The organism is Arthrobacter sp. FW306-2-2C-D06B (assembly GCF_021789175.1).
GTDB lineage: Bacteria > Actinomycetota > Actinomycetes > Actinomycetales > Micrococcaceae > Arthrobacter.
Window position 1 is genome coordinate 683,740 of sequence record NZ_CP084560.1, and the last position, 22,574, is coordinate 706,313.

Here is a 22,574-nt window from a genome sequence, read left to right on the forward strand (position 1 = left end):
TAGTGAGCTTTAATCCGCAGGGTCAAAATCAGTACTTCACGCCGAAGAACACTTTCGAGCTGAACGCCCCGGGTCTTCAGCATGACCCTCATTGGTATCGAAAGGCTGTTTTCTACGAGGTTCTGGTGAGGGCCTTCGCGGACGCAAATGGCGATGGTTCCGGTGACTTCCACGGACTGATCGACAAGCTGGATTATCTGCAGTGGCTCGGGGTGGATTGTTTGTGGCTGCCACCGTTCTTCGATTCGCCTTTGCGCGACGGTGGTTACGACATTTCCGATTACACGTCCGTTTTGGACGAGTTCGGCACCATCAGCGACTTCAAGCGGCTCGTGGCCGAAGCCCATGCGAGGGGCGTCAGGGTCATCATCGACCTCCCGCTCAACCACACTTCGGACCAACACCCCTGGTTCCAGGAGTCACGCAAGAACCCGGATGGCCCGTTCGGCGACTTCTACGTGTGGAGTGACACCGACGAGAAGTACCAGGACGCGCGCATCATCTTCGTGGATACGGAAGAGTCGAACTGGACGTTCGATCCGATCCGCCGGCAGTTCTTCTGGCACCGCTTCTTCAGCCACCAGCCCGACCTGAACTTCGAAAACCCCAAGGTCGTCGAGGCTCTGCACGACGTCGTCAGGTTCTGGCTGGACCAAGGCATTGACGGATTCCGGGCAGATGCCATCCCGTACCTCTTCGAAGAAGAGGGCACCAATTGCGAAAACCTGCCGGCCACCCACGGTTTCCTGCGGGACCTTCGGAAGATGGTGGACGAGAACTACCCGGGCCGTGTGATCATCGCCGAAGCCAACCAACCGCCGCACGACGTCGTCGAGTACTTTGGCACGGAGGAAGAACCGGAATGCCACATGGCCTTCCACTTTCCCATCATGCCGCGCCTGTACTACGCGCTCCGCGACCAGAAGGCCGCCCCCATCATCGAGACGCTGCGGGACACCCCGGGAATCCCGGCCGGCGCCCAATGGGGCACCTTCCTGCGCAACCACGACGAACTCACCCTGGAGATGGTCACTTCCGACGAACGTGCCGCCATGCTGGGCTGGTACGCCCCGGACCCGCGAATGCGCGCCAACATCGGGATCCGGCGCAGGCTTGCGTCGCTGCTGGACAATTCCCGCTCCGAGATCGAACTGATCAACGCGTTGCTGCTTTCCCTTCCGGGCAGCCCCTTCTTGTACTACGGGGATGAAATCGGGATGGGAGACAACATCTGGCTTGACGATCGCGACGCCGTCCGTACTCCGATGCAATGGAACCCGGACCGCAACGCAGGGTTCTCCAACGCCGACCCCGGAAAGCTGTACCTGCCCGTCATCCAGTCGTTGGTCTACAACTACAGCATGGCGAACGTCGAGGCCGAAGCCGCCCATTCCGGATCGCTCCTGCGCTGGACACGGCAGATCCTGAGTGTCCGGAGGAACCACGCGGCCTTCGGGCTAGGCGGCTACCGGAACGTTCCGGCAGACCATGAAGTGGTCCTTGCCTATTTGCGCGAACTCCGGGAGGACAACCCGGAAGGCGAGGACGCCGAATCGATCCTGTGCGTTTTCAACCTGTCTCAGCATCCGGTTGCTGCCACTTTGGATATCCCTGAATATGCCGGCAGAGGCTTGAGGGATGTGTTCGGAGGCCAACCGTTCCCGGGAATCGGCGCCGACGGCTCCCTGACCCTCACGCTCGGAAGCCACGACTTCTTCTGGCTTCGGATACGTTCGGCGGGTTCCACCGCCTCCTCGCCGTACACCCAGGCCATCCCAGTGCTCTCCATCGAAGGCTGACATGAGTCTCATGGCGCCCACCACGGTCCTGGCCTCCCTGCTCAAGGAATGGCTGCCCCGGCAGCGCTGGTTTCCGGTCAAGGCAGGGTTATTCGAACTGGATTTCGTCGGTTCGTTCGCCCTTTCTGCGCCCGCCTTTGGGACAGGCTCGGAGGTCCAGCTTTTGTCCGTCGCTTACGCAACCGCCGACGGCGGGAGGCAGACCGACATCATCCAAGTACCGCTTAGCTTTCGTTCCGCGCCTTCGGCCGCTTTGGCACCTGCCTTGGTGGGCCAGATCGGTGGAACAAGCGAAGAGGATCCGGCTATCTGGGTATACGACGCCCCCCACGATCCTGACTTCGTGACGGTATGGCTCGATCTCATCCGGGGCCAGGCGTCCGCCGAGCCCGGCGAGGGGGAGTGCACCGCGAGCGGACATACCGTGCCGGGCAGCCTGCGGCTGCCCTCGGCCTCAGGATCCGTACGAGTCTCTTCCGGCGAGCAGTCCAACACTTCAGTGATCGTCGACGACGGCGTGTCGGCGGCGATCGTGAAGATCTTCCGGGTTGTGTCGGTCGGCAAGAACCCCGAGGTGGAGGTGGGCGCGGCCTTAACCTCGGCAGGTACGAAGGAAGTGCCGTCCACCCTTGGATGGATTACGGGAACGTGGGAGGTACGGACACCCCTGGGTCGCCACGGCACAGCCTCGGCGGATTTCGCCGTCGCGCACGAATTCCTTGCCGGCGGCCAGGACGCTTGGCGCCTCGCCGTCGAGGCCGCGGCATCGGGCAGCGACTTTACAGCCGAAGCCCGGCAACTGGGCCAGGCGACCGCCACCGTGCACCTCCGGCTCGCGGAAACCCTCGGAACCGCCCGGGAACGCGTTCCGGGCCAGGACATCGCGCCCGAATTAGCCCGGCGCGTCCGCCAGTCGTGGGCTGAGGCGGGCACCGCCGTCGGGCCCCATGAGCAGCAGCTCGAGGCACTCCTGACGCAACTGTCGGGCAAGGAAGCCGGGACGCTGCAGCGCATCCATGGAGACCTGCACCTCGGCCAGATCCTCTTGGTGCCCGGCGCTGCGGGAGAGCCGGCCCGTTGGGCGATCCTGGACTTTGAAGGCGAACCCCTGAGGCCGATCGAACACCGTAATATTCCCGACGTTCCCCTGCGGGACGTCGTCGGGATGCTGCGGTCCTTCGACTACGCGGCCGGCGCGGCCATCCGCGAGAACCCGGGCGCCCGGGTTCCCGCCACGTGGGTTGAGGACTGCGCCGAGGCGTTCCTGGCAGGCTACAGCGACATCACCCCCGGAACCATTGACCGCCGCTCGCCGCTGTTTGTGGCATTGTGGCTGGACAAGGCCTTGTACGAGGTGATCTACGAGCTGCGGAACAGGCCGGACTGGTTGCCCATTCCGGTCAATGCTTCGCGGCAGCTCCTCGGAAACACGAGCCCCGGCACGGATGCCGCGGCGACATCGGAAGGTAAGGAAATGACAGGCTCAGCACGTACCGAACGGCCCCGAGTCCCGCTGTATGTGGACGCCGCTACCCTGGGCCGGGTGGCCGCTGGCGCGCACCACGCCCCGCACTCGGTGCTGGGCGCTCACCTTGACGACCACGGTCACGTCACGATCCGCACGGTCAAGCACCTCGCGGCGGAGGTAACTGTAGTCACCGAAGCCGGTTCCATCCCGATGACCCATGAGACCGACGGGATCTGGGTGGCAGTCCTCGAACCGCTGCAGCACGGCCACGTGCCGGACTACCGCCTGGAGGTTGTGTACGGCGATTCCGCGCCGGTAACGATCAACGATCCGTACCACTACCTTCCAACTGTCGGCGAAGTGGACCTGCACCTCATCGGCGAAGGCCGGCATGAACGGCTCTGGGACACGCTGGGCTCCCACGTCCAGCACTACCGCTCCCCGCTCGGCGACGTGGACGGCGTCTCCTTCGCCGTCTGGGCGCCCAACGCGCAGGCAGTCCGCGTCAAGGGCGACTTCAACTCCTGGGACGGGCGTGAGCACGCCTTGCGCTCACTCGGGTCTTCAGGAGTCTGGGAAGTCTTCATACCGGGCGTTGTAGCAGGGGCGTGCTACAAATTCGAGCTGCTGACGAAGGCCGGCCATTGGGTGGAGAAAGCCGATCCGCTCGCCTTCGGCACCGAAGTTCCGCCCTTGACCGCGTCACGCGTGGTGGAGTCCGGCTACCGTTTCAAGGACGACGCCTGGATGACGGCGCGCGCCAACAGGGACCCGCACAACTCACCCATGAGCGTCTACGAAGTCCACCTTGGTTCCTGGCGCCTTGGCCTCGGGTACAAAGAGCTGGCTAAGGACCTCGTGGACTACGTGAAATGGCTTGGCTTCACCCACGTCGAGTTCATGCCGGTCGCCGAGCACCCCTTTGGCGGTTCATGGGGCTACCAAGTCACGTCGTACTTTGCTCCGACCTCACGATTCGGGCATCCGGACGAATTCCGGTTCCTCGTTGATTCACTGCACCAAGCGGGCATCGGCGTCATCCTGGACTGGGTCCCCGCGCACTTCCCGAAGGACGCTTGGGCCCTCGCCCGCTTCGACGGCGAACCGCTGTACGAGCACTCCGATCCCCGGCTTGGTGAGCACCCGGACTGGGGCACGCTCATCTTCGACTTCGGCCGCACCGAGGTCCGGAACTTCCTGGTCGCGAACGCCCTGTACTGGCTTGAGGAATTCCACATCGACGGGCTCCGGGTGGACGCCGTGGCCTCCATGCTCTACCGGGACTATTCTCGCGAGGAGGGGGAGTGGTTCCCCAATGTCCACGGTGGACGCGAGAACCTGGAAGCCATCTCCTTCCTCCAAGAGGTCAACGCCACGATCTACAAGACCCACCCCGGGGCAGTGACCATCGCAGAAGAATCTACGGCGTTCCCGGGCGTTACAGCGCCGACCAACCATGGCGGCCTCGGGTTTGGCCTCAAATGGAACATGGGCTGGATGCACGATTCCCTCAAGTACATCTCCGAAAACCCGGTGAACCGCCGCTGGCACCACGGTACGGTGACGTTCTCCATGGTCTACGCCTTCACGGAGAACTTCCTGCTGCCCATCAGCCACGACGAGGTAGTGCACGGCAAGGGATCCATGCTGCGCAAGATGCCCGGCGACCGCTGGCAGCAGCTTGCCAACCTGCGGGTGTTCATGGCTTACCAGTGGGCGCACCCGGGCAAGCAGCTCATCTTCATGGGCACCGAATTCGGCCAAGAGGCCGAATGGTCCGAACAGCACGGGCTCGACTGGTTCCTTGCCGACATTCCGGCGCATCGCGGACTCCAGTTGCTCACCCGCGAGTTGAACACGCTGTACAGCTCGACGCCGGCACTTCATGTCCGGGACAACGAGCCAGGCGGTTTCCAGTGGATCAACGGCGCGGATGCTGACCGCAACGTACTGACCTTCATCCGGTGGGACCACGACGGCAACCCCCTGGTGTGCGCCGTGAATTTCTCGGGAGGCCCGCACCATGACTATGTGCTCGGCGTCCCGTCCGCCGGCGCATGGCAGGAAGTGCTCAACACTGACGCCGAGGTGTACGGAGGCTCGGGCGTGATCAACAGCGGCGAACTGCTTGCCACCGCACCCGGGGCGGAAGGATTGCCTGCGGCGCTGACCGTCACGCTGCCGCCGCTCGGAGCTTCCTGGTTCATGCCTGTGGGGTAGTTGTTCTGCTTCTCTGATGGTGAAGGGTCCGGAAGCCTTGAGTTTCCGGGCCCTTTGCGCGGACCTAGCGGACGACCGCTGAAGCGCAGCAAGCCGCCTGACGGGGTTTTTGCCTCCCCGGCGAACTGGTGGTATAGTTAGTACCCGCGCTGCTCCCCAGTGGAGATCGGTGAAGTTGACTGAGTTCCTCGTGAAGATCAAGTCAAGAACGCCGATTTGACTAGGAGGAAAGCAGCCGGTAAGTTTGAAAAGTTGCTCCGGAGCGAGTCTGGGCCCTTTGGGGTGTGGGTGGTGCCGGGTGTGTCTGTTGTTTGAGAACTCAATAGTGTGCCAAGTTTGTTGATACCGATTTTTTATTAAATTGGTTGTTTTGGCTGGTCCTGTGTCACCTCCGTGGTGCGGGGCTGGTTTTTTACAGCTGGTTTCAAATTTTGTGCAGCCGTTCTGCCGTTATTTCCGGTGGTTGTGGTTGTGTCTGTTTTTGTTTTACTTCAACGGAGAGTTTGATCCTGGCTCAGGATGAACGCTGGCGGCGTGCTTAACACATGCAAGTCGAACGATGATCTCCAGCTTGCTGGGGGGATTAGTGGCGAACGGGTGAGTAACACGTGAGTAACCTGCCCTTGACTCTGGGATAAGCCTGGGAAACTGGGTCTAATACCGGATACGACCGCTCACCGCATGGTGTGGTGGTGGAAAGCTTTTGCGGTTTTGGATGGACTCGCGGCCTATCAGCTTGTTGGTGGGGTAATGGCCTACCAAGGCGACGACGGGTAGCCGGCCTGAGAGGGTGACCGGCCACACTGGGACTGAGACACGGCCCAGACTCCTACGGGAGGCAGCAGTGGGGAATATTGCACAATGGGCGGAAGCCTGATGCAGCGACGCCGCGTGAGGGATGACGGCCTTCGGGTTGTAAACCTCTTTCAGTAGGGAAGAAGCGAAAGTGACGGTACCTGCAGAAGAAGCGCCGGCTAACTACGTGCCAGCAGCCGCGGTAATACGTAGGGCGCAAGCGTTATCCGGAATTATTGGGCGTAAAGAGCTCGTAGGCGGTTTGTCGCGTCTGCTGTGAAAGACCGGGGCTCAACTCCGGTTCTGCAGTGGGTACGGGCAGACTAGAGTGATGTAGGGGAGACTGGAATTCCTGGTGTAGCGGTGAAATGCGCAGATATCAGGAGGAACACCGATGGCGAAGGCAGGTCTCTGGGCATTAACTGACGCTGAGGAGCGAAAGCATGGGGAGCGAACAGGATTAGATACCCTGGTAGTCCATGCCGTAAACGTTGGGCACTAGGTGTGGGGGACATTCCACGTTTTCCGCGCCGTAGCTAACGCATTAAGTGCCCCGCCTGGGGAGTACGGCCGCAAGGCTAAAACTCAAAGGAATTGACGGGGGCCCGCACAAGCGGCGGAGCATGCGGATTAATTCGATGCAACGCGAAGAACCTTACCAAGGCTTGACATGAACCGGTAACGCCTGGAAACAGGTGCCCCGCTTGCGGTCGGTTTACAGGTGGTGCATGGTTGTCGTCAGCTCGTGTCGTGAGATGTTGGGTTAAGTCCCGCAACGAGCGCAACCCTCGTTCTATGTTGCCAGCGCGTGATGGCGGGGACTCATAGGAGACTGCCGGGGTCAACTCGGAGGAAGGTGGGGACGACGTCAAATCATCATGCCCCTTATGTCTTGGGCTTCACGCATGCTACAATGGCCGGTACAAAGGGTTGCGATACTGTGAGGTGGAGCTAATCCCAAAAAGCCGGTCTCAGTTCGGATTGGGGTCTGCAACTCGACCCCATGAAGTCGGAGTCGCTAGTAATCGCAGATCAGCAACGCTGCGGTGAATACGTTCCCGGGCCTTGTACACACCGCCCGTCAAGTCACGAAAGTTGGTAACACCCGAAGCCGGTGGCCTAACCCTTGTGGGGGGAGCCGTCGAAGGTGGGACCGGCGATTGGGACTAAGTCGTAACAAGGTAGCCGTACCGGAAGGTGCGGCTGGATCACCTCCTTTCTAAGGAGCACCATTATCGCTTCCTGTCCTGCCGCATGGCGGGGTGGGGGGTGTGTGGAAGCAAAGCCCATTGCGCAGGCGTCTGTTCTGCGGTGGGTGCTCATGGGTGGAATATCAGCAGATAGCGGCCGGTTGGTTCTTTCCTGCCCCTAGTACGGATGCTTTCGAGTGTTTTGGAACGGTGCGGGTGGGGGTTGTCCGGTTTTCGTGTTTGGCACACTGTTGGGTCCTGAGGCAACAGGGCCGTGGCGTGGGAGTGTGTGGCCTGTTTGGGTTGCGTGGTTCCGTGGTGCGGGTTTGTGTGTTTCTGGTTTCCTGGCTGCATTGTTTCCGTGCGTTTGGTGGTTGTCCCTTTTTGGGTGGCCGGTGCGGGGGGTGTGGTACGGGGTTGTTGTTTGAGAACTACATAGTGGACGCGAGCATCTAGGCACGCGCATGGTCATTGTCTCCTTTTTTGGGGGGTGGTGGGGTGTGTGTGTCTTACAGCAATTTCTTTTTATGAACCCGGCCCTTCCTTGTGGGGGGTCTGGTTCTCTCGAGAAGTTTTTTGATCTTGTGTGGTCAAGTTTTTAAGGGCACACGGTGGATGCCTTGGCATTAGGAGCCGAAGAAGGACGTAGGAATCTGCGATAAGCCTGGGGGAGTTGATAACCGAACGGTGATCCCAGGATGTCCGAATGGGGAAACCCCGCCAGACGCGTTTTGCGTGATCTGGTGACCCGCATCTGAACACATAGGGTGCGTGGGGGGAACGCGGGGAAGTGAAACATCTCAGTACCCGCAGGAAGAGAAAACAAGAGTGATTCCGTTAGTAGTGGCGAGCGAACGCGGATGAGGCTAAACCGTTCCATGTGTGATAGCCGGCGGGCGTTGCATGGGCGGGGTTGTGGGACTTTCCGTACTGGTTCTGCCGGACCGGTGGGGTGAGAGCATGGACATAGGTGAACGGTCTTGAAAGGCCGGCCGGAGAGGGTGTTAGCCCCGTAACCGTAATGTTGTGTGCCGCCTGGAGAGGATCCCAAGTAGCACGGGGCCCGAGAAATCCCGTGTGAATCTGTCAGGACCACCTGATAAGCCTAAATACTTCCTAATGACCGATAGCGGACCAGTACCGTGAGGGAAAGGTGAAAAGTACCCCGGGAGGGGAGTGAAACAGTACCTGAAACCGTGTGCTTACAATCCGTCGGAGCCAGTCTGATTCTGGTGACGGCGTGCCTTTTGAAGAATGAGCCTGCGAGTTAGTGTTACGTCGCGAGGTTAACCCGTGTGGGGTAGCCGTAGCGAAAGCGAGTCTGAACAGGGCGAGTGTAGTGGCGTGATCTAGACCCGAAGCGGAGTGATCTACCCATGGCCAGGTTGAAGCGACGGTAAGACGTCGTGGAGGACCGAACCCACTTCAGTTGAAAATGGAGGGGATGAGCTGTGGGTAGGGGTGAAAGGCCAATCAAACTCCGTGATAGCTGGTTCTCCCCGAAATGCATTTAGGTGCAGCGTTGCGTGTTTCTTGCCGGAGGTAGAGCTACTGGATGGCCGATGGGCCCTACAAGGTTACTGACGTCAGCCAAACTCCGAATGCCGGTAAGTGAGAGCGCAGCAGTGAGACTGTGGGGGATAAGCTTCATAGTCGAGAGGGAAACAGCCCAGACCACCAACTAAGGCCCCTAAGCGTGTGCTAAGTGGGAAAGGATGTGGAGTTGCGAAGACAACCAGGAGGTTGGCTTAGAAGCAGCCATCCTTGAAAGAGTGCGTAATAGCTCACTGGTCAAGTGATTCCGCGCCGACAATGTAGCGGGGCTCAAGTACACCGCCGAAGTTGTGGATTTCAGATAGTAGACAAGCCTTCGTGGTTCAGTCGTCTGGAGTGGTAGGGGAGCGTCGTGTGGGCGGTGAAGTCGCGGTGTAAACCAGCGGTGGAGCCTACACGAGTGAGAATGCAGGCATGAGTAGCGAAAGACGGGTGAGAAACCCGTCCGCCGAATGATCAAGGGTTCCAGGGTCAAGCTAATCTGCCCTGGGTAAGTCGGGACCTAAGGCGAGGCCGACAGGCGTAGTCGATGGACAACGGGTTGATATTCCCGTACCGGCGAAGGACCGCCCATGCCAAGCGGGGGATACTAACCGCCCGGAGCCTGCCCAATCACCCTTGTGGTGTGCGGGTTTTGGCCGAGCGCGGGACCTGATCCCGGGAGGTAAGCGTATTAACAGGTGTGACGCAGGAAGGTAGCCGGGCCGGGCGATGGTTGCCCCGGTCTAAGGATGTAGGGTCAGCGATAGGCAAATCCGTCGCTGTGTCTTTGATGACGTTCCTGAGATCTGATGGGACCCCCGTCATGGGGGGATCCGGTGATCCTATGCTGCCTAGAAAAGCATCGGCGCGAGGTTCCAGCCGCCCGTACCCCAAACCGACACAGGTGATCAGGTAGAGAATACCAAGGCGATCGAGAGAATTATGGTTAAGGAACTCGGCAAAATGCCCCCGTAACTTCGGGAGAAGGGGGGCCCCAACCTTGAACACCACTTGCTGGTGGGAGGGGATCGGGGCCGCAGAGACCAGGGGGAAGCGACTGTTTACTAAAAACACAGGTCCGTGCGAAGTCGCAAGACGATGTATACGGACTGACTCCTGCCCGGTGCTGGAAGGTTAAGAGGACCGGTTAGCCGCAAGGCGAAGCTGAGAATTTAAGCCCCAGTAAACGGCGGTGGTAACTATAACCATCCTAAGGTAGCGAAATTCCTTGTCGGGTAAGTTCCGACCTGCACGAATGGAGTAACGACTTCCCCGCTGTCTCAACCATAAACTCGGCGAAATTGCAGTACGAGTAAAGATGCTCGTTACGCGCAGCAGGACGGAAAGACCCCGAGACCTTTACTATAGTTTGGTATTGGTGTTCGGAGTGGCTTGTGTAGGATAGGTGGGAGACGTTGAAGCCCGGACGCCAGTTCGGGTGGAGTCATCGTTGAAATACCACTCTGGTCACTTTGGACATCTAACTTCGGCCCGTGATCCGGGTCAGGGACAGTGCCTGATGGGTAGTTTAACTGGGGCGGTTGCCTCCTAAAAAGTAACGGAGGCGCCCAAAGGTTCCCTCAGCCTGGTTGGCAATCAGGTGTCGAGTGTAAGTGCACAAGGGAGCTTGACTGTGAGAGAGACATCTCAAGCAGGGACGAAAGTCGGGACTAGTGATCCGGCGGTACATTGTGGAATGGCCGTCGCTCAACGGATAAAAGGTACCTCGGGGATAACAGGCTGATCTTGCCCAAGAGTCCATATCGACGGCATGGTTTGGCACCTCGATGTCGGCTCGTCGCATCCTGGGGCTGGAGTAGGTCCCAAGGGTTGGGCTGTTCGCCCATTAAAGCGGTACGCGAGCTGGGTTTAGAACGTCGTGAGACAGTTCGGTCCCTATCCGCTGCGCGCGCAGGAAATTTGAGAAGGGCTGTCCTTAGTACGAGAGGACCGGGACGGACGAACCTCTGGTGTGTCAGTTGTACTGCCAAGTGCACCGCTGATTAGCTACGTTCGGATGGGATAACCGCTGAAAGCATCTAAGCGGGAAGCTCGCTTCAAGATGAGATTTCCATACACCTCGTGTGTGAGAGGCCCCCAGCCAGACCACTGGGTTGATAGGCCGGATGTGGAAGACAGGACTAAAGACTGTTGAAGCTGACCGGTACTAATAGGCCGACAACTTACACCACACAAACACGATCACTGCTTGCGTCCACTATGTGGTTCCCGAACAACAACCCGTTCCGGAACAAACCACAACTGAATAACAACACCACAGTTGTAACCACCAGTCTTCCCACCCCGCACCCGTGCGGGGACGGGTAACAAGGTTACGGCGGTCATAGCGTGGGGGAAACGCCCGGTCCCATTCCGAACCCGGAAGCTAAGACCCACAGCGCCGATGGTACTGCACCCGGGAGGGTGTGGGAGAGTAGGACACCGCCGGACAACCATTAACGGCCGGGCCCCGACACACACGTGCCGGGGCCCGACCCATTTAAACACCCACAACACACCCCCACCCCCAAAACCCCAAACACACCCACACCCCTGAGACCCCCGCTCACATATCAACGGTTGCGGGCCGACGCCCGCTCACATATCAACGGTTGCGGGCCGACCCCCGCTCACGTATCAACGGTTGCGGGCCGACCGCCGCTCACCCACGAGCCGGACCGGACCCCAGGCCTGGGAGTGTCGGGATAACCAGCACCGCGACCGCATCGTCAAGGCGCTCAAGCCGGTCTACACGGCCCCGTCCGAGCAAGCGGCGAAGGACCGGTTCGCCGAGTTCACGGCCGAATGGGGCCAGCGGTATCCGGCCATCGTGCGGCTTTGGGAGTCCTCCTGGGCGGAATTCGTGCCCTTCCTGGAGTACGGGGTGGAGATCAGGCGGGTGATCTGCACAACGAACGCGATCGAGTCGATCAACGCCCGCTACCGGCGCGCATGAGGGCCCGCGGGCATTTTCCGAACGAGGCCGCTGCCCTGAAATGCCTGTATCTCGTCACTAGGTCGCTTGATCCGACCGGCGGTCGTGCACGCTGGATGATGAGGTGGAAGCCTGCGCTGAACGCGTTCGCTATCACCTTCGCAGGCCGGTTCGAAAGAACCAGTCACTGATGAAAACCAGCCGGACCCGCACACCGATTATCAGACAGTCCCGGCGTCCGGCCAGGAGCCGGTTTATGTGAGCGGGCGTCCGGCCAGGAGCCGGTTTATGTGAGCGGGCGTCCGGCCAGGAGCCGGTTTATGTGAGCGGGCGTCCGGACAGGGCCCGGTTTATGTGAGCGGGCGTCCGGTCGGGACCTGGTATATGTGAGCGGGCGTCCGGCCAGGGCCCGGCATAAGTGAGCCGGGGTTTGCGGGGAGCGCATCGGGCCCGGAGTCGAGGGTGTCGCTGGGCGGTAAAGTTGGTGCACATGGAGAGCCTCTTTAGTCACCTCGCGCCGGACTCGGAACCCCAGCCGGAGCAAGGCGGCGAGCTGGACCCGGTAGTGTGCACCGTCGTCGTGCCTTCGCCGGTGGCGCATGCTTTTATGGGCTTCACGGATCACCCGCATCTTTGGTGGCCGATGGAGGACCACAGCGTCTATGGGGCGGGCTCGCACGTTGAGTTCGAAGAGAATTTGATACTGGAGACTGCTGATGACGGACGTACCTCGATATGGGGGACGATCGACGATTGGCAGCCGCCGTTGTCCTTCCATGCGAGCTGGTATCCCGGCAGCACCGCGATGTGGTCCACCGAACTTCGAGTGGCCTTCCGGGCGGTTGACGGAGGTACGGAGGTTCGCCTGGTCCACGACGGCTGGGAAGGGGCCGAACACCCAGCGCAGACCCGGGCGGACTACGCGGCTGACTGGCCTGGAGTTCTTGATCGCTATGTCCGGTTCATGGGCGGCGGAAGTGAATAGAATCCGGCGGCTCCAAGCGGCTGACTGGCGGTTGCTTCGCGACGTCCGGCTGGAGATGCTGTCGGACACCCCGATGGCCTATGTCGAGAGCCTCGCGGCCGCTCGGCGCCAGACTGACACCCAATGGCAAGAACGCGCAGCCACGATGTCGAGCGACTCGAGCGTTACCCTCGTCGCGGATGACGGTGCGGAAGGCAGCCGCATCAATGGACTCATGCGCGTGGTCATCAAGCAGCCACAGGACCCTGCCGGGGCTCTGCAAGCCATGTTGATCAGCGTCTACGTGGCACCCGAACACCGGGGCTTGGGCCTGGCTGACCAGTTGCTTGATGAAGCTTGCGCAGTAGCGGGCGCAGAGCTTGGAGCCGGCGTGATCGAACTGGGCGTCCACGAGGATAACGCGCGCGCGAAGGCGTTCTATGAGCGGCATGGATTTGAATACACCGGTGCCAGCAGGCCGTATCCGCAGGACAAGGCCAGGTTGGAGATCGTCATGGCCCGCCGGATTCTGCCCTCTGGGCCGATCCGGCAGAGCCAAGGCCCCGCAGGGTTCATCGATGAGCTAGCGGCCGCCCTTGCTCCGGGGCAAGTCGCCGTCGACGAGGACACCCGAACGAGCTATGCGGCAGACCTCGGACCAGTCCTGGACTTGCAGCTTCCCTTGGCTGTGGTGTTCGCCGAATCCGTTGAAGACGTGCAGCATGTGGTGCGCAGTTGCGCCAAGCATGGGGTTCCGATTGTTGCCCGCGGAGCCGGCACCGGGGTTTCCGGCGGCGCCCATGCCAGCCACGGGTGCATCGTACTCGGCCTGGAACGCATGAACCGCATCCTGCAGCTCAATGCGGATGATGAGACTGCCGTCGTCGAACCTGGCGTGGTGAACGCTGACCTGAACGCGGCCGCGGCGGAATACGGCCTGATGTATGCGCCGGATCCCGCGAGCTTCAAAATGTCGACGATAGGCGGCAATGTGGCCACGAATGCCGGTGGCTTGCGCTGCGCCAAATATGGCGTGACCCGAGACTCGGTGCTGGCGCTGGACGTCGTCCTGGCCGATGGCTCGCTGATCCACACGGGGCACCAGACGTTCAAAGGCGTGGCCGGGTACGATCTCACGGCACTGTTTGTGGGCTCGGAGGGCACCTTGGGGATCGTGGTGGGCGTAACGGTGCGCCTGCGCTACCTGCCCCGCGAGGTACGGACGGTGGCAGCCTTCTATCCGGACTTCCGCAGTGCCGCGGCCGGCGTCCTGGCTGTCGGAAGGGCACGCGTTCAGCCCGCCATCATGGAAATGCTCGACGCCGGAACGCTGGCACAGCTCGACGAACTGTACGGCTCGGACCTCGGAGAACGTGGACAGGCGCTGCTGCTCATCCAGACAGACGGTTTCGGCGCCGCTGCCGAGGCAGCACTGGTGCGGGAAGTGCTCGCTGCTAGGGGCGCCGCGGTGACGGCGGAATCGAACGCGGAAGCCGAGCGACTCATTGAGATGCGGCGGTCGAGTCGAGGCGACGAAGTGGACAACGAATACCGGGTGGGCGAGGACGTCGCCGTTCCGAGGTCACGTCTTGTCGACTACGTGGCCGCGCTCGAGTCCATGGCCGTCACCCACGATGTCCGGCTCAAAGTGGTGGCCCATGCCGGCGACGGCAACCTGCACCCCACCTTCTGGGTGGACCGTGTGGACATGGAAGTGGACGCCGATGCCATGTCCCGCCTCAACAAGGCCCTGGACGACTCCATCGATGCCGCCCTGGAGATGGGCGGAACCATCACGGGCGAGCACGGAGTGGGGCAGTACAAGCTGCGCTGGCTCGGCCTTGAGCAGCCCGGGCCCATCCGCGAGTTGCAGCACCGCATCAAGGAGCTTTTCGACCCAGCCGGAATTTTCAACCCCGGTAAGGCTATCTAGGCCGCTGGTATTCCAAATGTGATCGACAAGATCTCGCGTCATACTTTGCTGCCATTTTTACGCCAGTTTACTTTGATTCCCCATGCCCCTAATCTTATTTGGTATACCAAATTAGATTCCAGGGAGACAATCAATGGGACAAGCACACCCGCCGCGCCGCGGTACTTCCGCGAGCGCCGCTCGAAACACCGCCTTGGTACTCGTTGCACTGGCGCTTGTCTCCATCAACCTTCGTCCGGCCATTACGACGATCGCCGGCACCATGGGGCAGCTGCAGGCAGGATTCGGGCTCGACGCGCACTTGCTGCCGTTGCTTGGCGCCTTGCCTGTACTTGCTTTCGGGGTCTCGGCTCCGTGCGGTCCTTGGCTGGCCCGTCGCCTGGGCACCGGCAGGGCCGTGGCGGCGGCGCTCCTGGTACTGGCCGCCGCGCTCCTTGTCCGAGTGCTCGTGCCCGGACTGTTGCTGCCCGGAACGTTCCTCGCAGGGGCCTCCATCATGACCGCCAGCGTGCTTGTGCCGCAGATCGTCAAAGCCAACCGCGGTACCGGGTGGTGGACGGGGCTGTGCACCATGGGCTTCGGGCTGGGCGCGGCGCTTGGCGCAGGACTCGTCCAGCCGTTGCAGCAGGCGCTCGGTGGAAGCCTCGCCTGGGCGCTGGCCGTCTGGGCCGTTCCCGCCTTGCTAGGGGCCGCGTTGATCCACCGCACCGGTCAAACAGCCGCGCGTCCCGACGGAACCGGCGGACCGGCGTCGGGCGCTGGTTTACAGGAGACGACGACGGCGGGCGGCGCCACGGGGGAAGCCGGCACCATCCCGCTGCGGAAGCAGCGGACGGCCTGGGCCGTGACCGCCTTTTTCGGGCTGCAAGCCATGCTGTATTTCGCCGTGACCTCGTGGCTCGCGGTGTTCCTGGTGTCGAAGGGACAGACCGCGGCCGACGCAGCCGGGCTCCTGGCCTGGTTCAGCGTCGCAGGGCTGCCCGCGAGCCTGCTGGCCCCCGTTCTCGCGGGGCGTCGCGCGGTTCTGAAGGTTATGGGGCCCGGCTTGGGACTGCTCGTCGCCGCGGCTTTGATAGGAGTCTTGACGGCGCCCGTAGCTTTGCAATTCCTCATGGTGGGCCTGTTGGGGATCGTCCAGAGCGCCGGGTTCGGGCTGGGAATGGCGTTGGTAATCATCCGCTCGGCAGGGCCAGAGAGCGCCGGCAGCCTGTCCGCCATGAGCCAGGGCTTGGGCTTCGCACTGGCCTCGCTGGGGCCGTTGGGTGCGGGATTCCTGCATGAGTGGTCCGGCGGCTGGGACGTTCCCTTCTGGGTCCTGGCTGCGGAAGCGGTGCTGCTCGCGGTGGCCGGTTTCCTCGCGGTGCGTGGGCGCGCCGTGTCAGTGGCAGCCGCCGAGACTGAACACCTGGGCGAGCCCGCCGCCGTCGGGCGCTAGCCAATGGGGGCAGGGCGCAAACCAAACCACGCACGGCCCTCCCCCCTGCCCAACTAGCTCGCAGTTGTTGTCGTTATGAGCCCACATAACGACAACAACTGCGAGTCAGTTGGGCGGAATTAGACGAGCTCGAGCTGCTCCGCCACGACCTTGCCGCGGTGGATCACCGTGCGGTCGGTGCCGCGGTCCATGACGGCGGAGGCGACGGTTTCGCCGTCGAGCAGCAGGAGTTCGGCGGGATCGCCAACGTCGACGCCGGGACGGTGTGCCGTGCCCTTCAGGCGGGTGGCGGACGGGTCAAGGATGCTGGCGCCGCCTACCGTGGCGATCGCGAGGCAGTGCTCGATGAGCTCGTCCTTGCGGAAGCCGTGGGTGAATGCCAGCTGCCAGGTGCGGTCGAGCATGTCCGTGTTGCCGTAAGGGGACCAGTAGTCGCGCTGGCCGTCCTCGCCCAAGCCCATCCGGACGCCGGCTTCCGCGAGCAGCGGAATGGGCAGCTGGCCCGCCACGCCGGCGGAGCCCGGCGCCACGGAGGCCATGGAGATGTCCAGTTCGGCGAACTCATCGATGAGGCGGCGCGTAGTGGCCTCGGAGACGCTGCCCAGCTGGTAGGCGTGGGACATGGTGACCTTGCCCTGCATGCCCAGGGCGCGGGTGCGCTCGATCACCAGGTCAGTGCTGAAGACACCGAGCTCGCCGGGCTCGTGGAGGTGGATATCAATGGGGACCTGGTACTTTTCGGCCAGTCCGAAGACGATGTCCAGATGCCGGGCAGGGTCGCGGTCCAGGCTGCACGGATCGATGCCTCCCATGACATTGGCGCCGGCCTTGAGTGCCTGGTCCATGAGGGGTACGGTGCCGTCCTCCAGGAGAAGCCCGGCCTGCGGGAACGCGATGATGTCGACGTCGGCCTGGCCTTTGAACTGCTCCTTGGCGGCCATCACGGCATCGAAACGCTCGAGGCGGCAATCGACGTCGATCTGGGCATAGGAGCGGACGCGGGTGGTGCCGCGGGCGATCATCCGGCCGAGGGTGTTGTTGACGCGTTCCTGCAACGGAACCTCGGCGTTGCGCCAGTTCTGCCGATCGTTCATCATCATGGTCCACACGCCCGGGCCGCCGGTGTGTTCGCGGAACGGAAGACCGATGCGGGTGGAGTCCAGGTGCACATGGACGTCCGAGAACGACGGCACGAGGAGGCGGCCGCGGCCCTCGACGACGGTCGTGTCGCCGGTCGCCGCGGCGCGTGCAGGGTCATGGGGCTCGACGCCGGTGATCTTGCCGTCCGTGATGAGGACGTCGCTCAATGCTTGTCCCCAGGGGCGGACGGCGCGAATCAGGGTGTTCAATGTATGGCTCCTTTGATGTTGGATCTATTGCACACCAGCGAGGGCTGCAGATTCCAGACCTGCGTGATGGCAGGCCGGGGCAGCCGCGCTGGCTGGTCGGGGGATTTCGCTGATGCAGCGTTGCTGCTGTTCCGCGCCCAAGGTGCCGAACAACGGACACCGGGTGCGGAAGACGCAACCGCTGGGTGGGTTTGCCGGCGAGGGCAGATCTCCCCGGAGCCGGATCTTTTGCTGCTGGCGGGCCGCCCGGGGATCCGGCAAGGGCACAGCGGACAGGAGAGCTTGCGTGTAGGGATGCCGGGGATCACGGAACAATTCCTCCCTGGGCCCTTGTTCCACGATCTTGCCGAGGTACATCACCGCCACCTCATGCGAGATATGGCGGACCACGGAAAGATCGTGCGCGATGAAGATGTATGCCACTCCGGTGTCCCGCTGGATCTCCTGCAGCAAGTTGACCACTTGCGCTTGTACCGAGACATCGAGGGCGGATACGGGCTCGTCGCAGACAATCACGGAGGGGTTCAGCGAGATGGCGCGGGCGATTCCCACGCGCTGGCGCTGGCCGCCGGAGAACTCGTGCGGGAAGCGGTTGTAGTGCTCGGGCTTGAGGCCCACTTGTTCGAGGAGTTCCTTGACACGGTTCTTGAGGCCGCCGGCCGGGTTGATCTTTTGCGCCAGCATCGGCGCCGCGATGGCCGTGCCCACGGTTTGCCGGGGATTGAGCGAGGCGAAAGGGTCCTGGAAGATCATCTGGACTTTGCGGCGGAAGTTGTACAAATCGCGGCCGCCCAGCTGGCTGATGTCCACGCCGTCGATCAGGATCCTCCCGCCGGTTGGATCCATGAGCCGGGCGATCATGCGTCCGGTGGTCGATTTTCCGCAGCCGGACTCACCCACGAGCCCCAACGTCTGGCCGCGGGCGAGACTGAACGAGACGCCGTCGACCGCTTTGACGGTCTTGGATCCTGTGGGGGAGAAGAGTCCACCTTTGATGGGGAAGTGCTTCTGGAGGTTCTCGACCTGGAGAATTGCCTGCGTGTCCATGACGGGTCCTAACGCGTATTCCGAATGGTGACGATCTGGGGGCCGCTCAAGTGGCAACGCTTGCCGTGGCCGTCCTCGACCACGAGCTCCGGCCGCTGGCTTGCGCACACGCCGTCGCCGGCGAGGGCTGCGTATTCGCATCGTGCGCTGAAAATGCAACCTTTCGGGAGGTCAAGGAGCGACGGCGGCTGGCCCGGAATGGGGTTGAGCCGGCCCGAGGAACTGCTCAGCGTCGGCATCGATTTGAGCAAGCCGAGGGTGTAGGGATGCTGCGTGTCGTAGAAGATCTCGTCCACGGGGCCCGATTCGACGCACTGGCCGCCGTACATGACCAGCACGGAATCGCAGACCTCGGCAACGACGCCAAGATCGTGGGTAATGAGAATGAGTGCAGAGTTCGTTTCTTCCTGGAGCTCGGACATGAGGTCAAGAATCTGCGCTTGCACGGTGACGTCCAGGGCCGTGGTGGGTTCGTCCGCGATGAGCAGTTCCGGCTCGCAGATCAAGGCCATGGCGATCATGGCTCGTTGGCGCATGCCCCCGGAGAAATGGTGCGGGTATTCGGCGTAGCGCTGCTCGGGGCTGGGAATGCCTACCCTGCCGAGCATGTCGACGGCGGCCGTGCGGGCCTGCTTCTTGCTCGCCTTGTTGTGGACGAGGTAGGCCTCGGCGATCTGATGGCCCACGGTGTAGAAGGGATGCAGGGCCGAGAGCGGATCCTGGAAGATCATCCCGATGTTCCGGCCGCGAAGCTGCCGCATGCCGGACTCGGGCAAGGTGACAAGGTCCTTGCCTTGGAACAACGCCTGGCCGGTGATGCGGGCGGAGGTTCCCTTGAGGAGTCCCATGAGCGCTTGGCTGGTGACCGACTTGCCGGACCCGGATTCCCCGACGATGCCGAGGGTCTGACCGCGTTCCAAGGAGAAATCCATCCCGTTCACGGCCGAGACAAGGCCGTCGTCGGTGGGGAATTTCACCGAAAGGTTCCGGACGTCCAGGAACGCTGCGGTTTCCGTGGCGGGCCGCACGGTTCGCGTGGCCGACTGACCGGCCGGACTGGGCTGAAGCTGGGTCATTGGAGCCTCACTCGGGGGTCGATGGCAGCGTAGGCGAGGTCGACGACGACATTCGCGACGATGACGAAGAAAGCGGCCAGCATGGTGATGGCCATGGTGACGGGGAGGTCGCCGGAAATGGCGGCCCGTACGGCCGTGAAACCGAGTCCAGGGACGGAGAAGATCTGCTCGGTGAGGACCGCTCCGCCGAGGAGGAGCCCGATGTCCATGCCGAGCATGGTCACGACGGGAGTGATACCGGCCCGGACACCGTGCTTGAACGTCACTGTTCGGGGCGCCAGGCCCTTCGCACGGGCCGTGCGGATGAAGTCCTCGCTGAAGGTCTCGATCATGTTGGTCCGGGTGACCCGGATGTACGCCGCGCTGAAAAGCACCGCGAGGGCAACCCACGGCAGGAAGTAGTTGAGCACCCACGCCCACGGACCGTGCGGACCGAAGGGGCTGTTGATCTCGTTCGTCGTGAAGGGCAGGAGGTGCAATTGGTTGACGAATACCAGCAGCAGGAACAAACCGGTGACGGGGATAGGCAGCGAGACGCCGACGGACGCTGCGCCGACGATGAATTTGTCCGTGGCTGATCCCTTGCGAAGTGCTGCCAGCAAACCGAGCCCGACGCCGGACACGGTCCAGAGCACGAGCGCTCCAACCGCCATGGAGAGCGTGTAGGGCAAAGAACGGGCGATGATGTCCGAGACGTTTTCATTTGTTTGGAACGATTTGCCGAGGCATGGCCACTGGCAGATCGATTCCGCTCCGGGAGCACCGATTATGCGCGGCGAGACCAGACCGCGCATGTAGTCGATGTACTGGATCAGGAACGGATGGTCCATGCCTAGGGCCACGCGGGCTTCCGCGATACGTTCGGGAGTGCACTCCTGGCCGCAAGCGGCCGACGCAGGATCGGCAGGACCCAGCTGGAATAGCGTGAAGGTGATGAAGCTGACGGCTATGAGAAGCAGGACCAGGGAGCCTGTCCGGCGAAAGATGAATCTAAGCATTGTGCTGGTTGCGGGCCGTCCGGTAGTCGCCGGACGGCCCGCCTCCCTTCTGGGCTAGCCTGATTGGTGCGGATGGGCCTGGTTAGTGCTCGACGCCGACGATCGAGAGGTCGATGCCGCCGAAGAAGTAGCCCACTTGGGCGTTGCGGATGTTGGAGCCCACCACGCTGTTGGTGTGGCTGCGGACGAGCGGGATGATCGGGTAGGTCTTCAAGGCCTTGCCGAACTCCTCAGACCACTTCTTGCCGAGTTCTTCCGAGGTCCCCGCCGTGTTCCGGAGCTCGAACATGGCCTTCGAAATCTGGGGATCGAAGTAGCGCGACGTGTTGGAGAAGCCGTAGCTGGTGCCGTCGTTGTTCGGTCCGAGGATCGGATCGGCGGATGTACGCACTGACGCGGGGTCGGCGCCGCCGCACCAGCCTGAGCGAGCAATGTCCGGCAGCTGGTCACTGGCCAGGACGGAGTAGTAGTTCGGAGCCGGGATCGGCACGAGCTGGACGTCGATGCCCAGGGCCTTGAGGTTCTGCTGGATCACGGTGCCGGTGTTCTTGTAGGCGTCGCGGTTGTTGGCGTACCCGTAGGTGAGGGTCTTGGGGTAGTTCTTGCCCTCGAGGAGCTTCTTGGCTTCCTCCAGCTTGGGCTTGCCGGTGGGGTCGATCTCGAGGTCCTGGGCCACGTAACCGCGCATCTTGGCGTTGAGCGGAGTCTGCGTGAGTTCACCGAAGCGACGTCCGCCGTACTGGACCAGGATGGACTGACGGTCCAGCGCCAGGGCGATTGCCCTGCGGACATCTGGATCGGTGATCTTCTCGGTGTTGAGGCTGAGGACGTCGTTGCAACCGAGCAGTCCCGAAGCGACGCGGTCTTTGACCTGGGCGTCAGCCAGCTTGGCCGAATCCGAGGTCTGCAATGCACCGTTGGAGTCCAAGGTGAGGGCGTTGGGGTCGGAATTGGCCAGGAGCTGCTGGCTGATAGTGGCCTGCGAGGTGGAGAGCGAGAAGCTGAAGGAGTCCGGAAGTGCCGTGCGGTTGGGGTCGGTGGACGGATCCCAGTTCGGGTTGCGGACGAGTTTGAGCGATTTTCCGCGGCTGTACGAATCGACCATGTACGGGCCCGAAGACACTGGGTGGTTGGTGTAGTCCAGTTTGGTGTCCTTGTCCTTAGGGACAGGGGAGGTGTTGGAACGGGAGGCCAAAGCCGGAAACTCGGCGAACGGCTTCTTCAAGTGGAAAACGATAGTGCGTTCGTCGGGCGTTTCAACAGCCTTGAGGTCGGCGGAAGGATCCTTGTACGGCCCTTTGTAGCCGCCGGCGTCGAGCGCTGCGTTGAGCTCTTGCGGGGCCTGGGTGTAAACGTCTTGGGCGAAGGTGCGTTCGATCCCGTACTTGACGTCGGCGGAGGTGATGGGGCGGCCGTCTTCGAACTTGACGCCCTTCTGGAGGATGAACGTCCAGGTGAGTCCGTCTTTGGACACCTGGCCCGTGTCCGTGGCGAGGTCCGGAACGATGGTGGGCGGCTGGCCGGCCGTCTCCTTCGCCATGGTGAGGTTCCGGTAGTACAGCTGGCCGACGTTGGCCGTCTGGACGTAGTTGCTGTTGCCTGGGTCCAGGGTTTGGAAGTCCGAGGACATCAGGACGTTGATGTTGCCGCCCTTGGTGGTGAAACCGGGCTTGACCACTTCGGGAGCCTGCTCGGTGCTGGAAGCGCCTGATGCAGCAGTTCCTGGCTGGTTCTGTCCCGCTGCGCAGCCTGTGGCAGCGGTGGTGATCAGCACGGCAAGGGCCAGCGCTCTGGTGGGGGTATTCATTGTGCTCCTCATAGGGGTGGGT

At 62.2% G+C, this 22,574-nt stretch carries 10 protein-coding genes, 3 rRNA genes and 2 pseudogenes; 10 read left to right on the forward strand and 5 right to left on the reverse strand.

Going from position 1 to position 22,574, the window contains the following annotated elements; translation table 11 throughout:
• Positions 1–2 precede the first annotated feature (2 nt).
• The 10 genes and pseudogenes from treS (at position 3) to LFT47_RS03460 (ending at position 16,275) form a co-directional block, all read left to right on the forward strand.
• Positions 3–1,799 (forward strand): maltose alpha-D-glucosyltransferase, encoded by a 1,797-nt coding sequence (treS, locus tag LFT47_RS03415; protein WP_236815257.1) that lies wholly within the window; start codon positions 3–5, stop codon positions 1,797–1,799.
• 1 nt (position 1,800) lies between these two features.
• Entirely contained in the window at positions 1,801–5,487 is a 3,687-nt protein-coding gene (locus LFT47_RS03420; protein ID WP_442863432.1) for a 1,4-alpha-glucan branching enzyme, read from the forward strand.
• 491 nt (positions 5,488–5,978) lie between these two features.
• Positions 5,979–7,501: ribosomal RNA gene (locus tag LFT47_RS03425) — 16S ribosomal RNA — on the forward strand.
• 559 nt (positions 7,502–8,060) lie between these two features.
• Positions 8,061–11,200, forward strand: a 23S ribosomal RNA gene (locus LFT47_RS03430).
• Between the two features lie 142 nt (positions 11,201–11,342).
• Positions 11,343–11,459: ribosomal RNA gene (rrf, locus tag LFT47_RS03435) — 5S ribosomal RNA — on the forward strand.
• The 16S, 23S and 5S rRNA genes sit together here, the layout of an rRNA operon.
• A gap of 268 nt (positions 11,460–11,727) precedes the next feature.
• A pseudogene (locus tag LFT47_RS03440) lies at positions 11,728–12,134 on the forward strand (transposase); the annotation flags it as partial.
• A 299-nt stretch (positions 12,135–12,433) separates the two neighbouring features.
• Positions 12,434–12,928: an SRPBCC domain-containing protein gene (locus tag LFT47_RS03445; RefSeq protein ID WP_236815259.1), complete on the forward strand. Its 495-nt coding sequence runs from the start codon at positions 12,434–12,436 to the stop codon at positions 12,926–12,928.
• Between the two features lie 145 nt (positions 12,929–13,073).
• Positions 13,074–13,319: pseudogene (locus tag LFT47_RS03450) on the forward strand (GNAT family N-acetyltransferase); the annotation flags it as partial.
• A gap of 102 nt (positions 13,320–13,421) precedes the next feature.
• Positions 13,422–14,840: an FAD-binding oxidoreductase gene (locus LFT47_RS03455; protein WP_236818320.1), complete on the forward strand. Its 1,419-nt coding sequence runs from the start codon at positions 13,422–13,424 to the stop codon at positions 14,838–14,840.
• A 133-nt stretch (positions 14,841–14,973) separates the two neighbouring features.
• Positions 14,974–16,275 (forward strand): MFS transporter, encoded by a 1,302-nt coding sequence (locus LFT47_RS03460; RefSeq protein ID WP_236815260.1) that lies wholly within the window; start codon positions 14,974–14,976, stop codon positions 16,273–16,275.
• Between the two features lie 119 nt (positions 16,276–16,394).
• Here the strand turns inward: LFT47_RS03460 and LFT47_RS03465 are convergent, their stop codons facing one another.
• From LFT47_RS03465 to LFT47_RS03485, 5 genes are all read right to left on the reverse strand, one after another.
• The gene (locus tag LFT47_RS03465; protein ID WP_236815262.1) at positions 16,395–17,624 is read right to left on the reverse strand and encodes an amidohydrolase family protein; all 1,230 of its coding nucleotides are present in this window, start codon (positions 17,622–17,624) and stop codon (positions 16,395–16,397) included.
• Positions 17,625–17,648: 24 nt separating this feature from the next.
• Positions 17,649–18,671 carry an ABC transporter ATP-binding protein gene (locus LFT47_RS03470; RefSeq protein WP_236815264.1) on the reverse strand — a complete coding sequence of 341 codons (1,023 nt, stop codon included), beginning with the start codon at positions 18,669–18,671 and terminating at the stop codon, positions 17,649–17,651.
• Positions 18,672–18,679: 8 nt separating this feature from the next.
• Positions 18,680–19,747: an ABC transporter ATP-binding protein gene (locus LFT47_RS03475; RefSeq protein ID WP_236815266.1), complete on the reverse strand. Its 1,068-nt coding sequence runs from the start codon at positions 19,745–19,747 to the stop codon at positions 18,680–18,682.
• Positions 19,744–20,745: an ABC transporter permease gene (locus LFT47_RS03480; RefSeq protein WP_236815275.1), complete on the reverse strand. Its 1,002-nt coding sequence runs from the start codon at positions 20,743–20,745 to the stop codon at positions 19,744–19,746. Before LFT47_RS03480 ends, LFT47_RS03475 begins: the two co-directional genes overlap by 4 nt.
• Positions 20,746–20,827: 82 nt before the next feature.
• A complete protein-coding gene (locus LFT47_RS03485) occupies positions 20,828–22,552 on the reverse strand; it encodes an ABC transporter substrate-binding protein (protein ID WP_236815277.1) in 1,725 nt (574 codons plus the stop codon).
• Positions 22,553–22,574 lie beyond the last annotated feature (22 nt).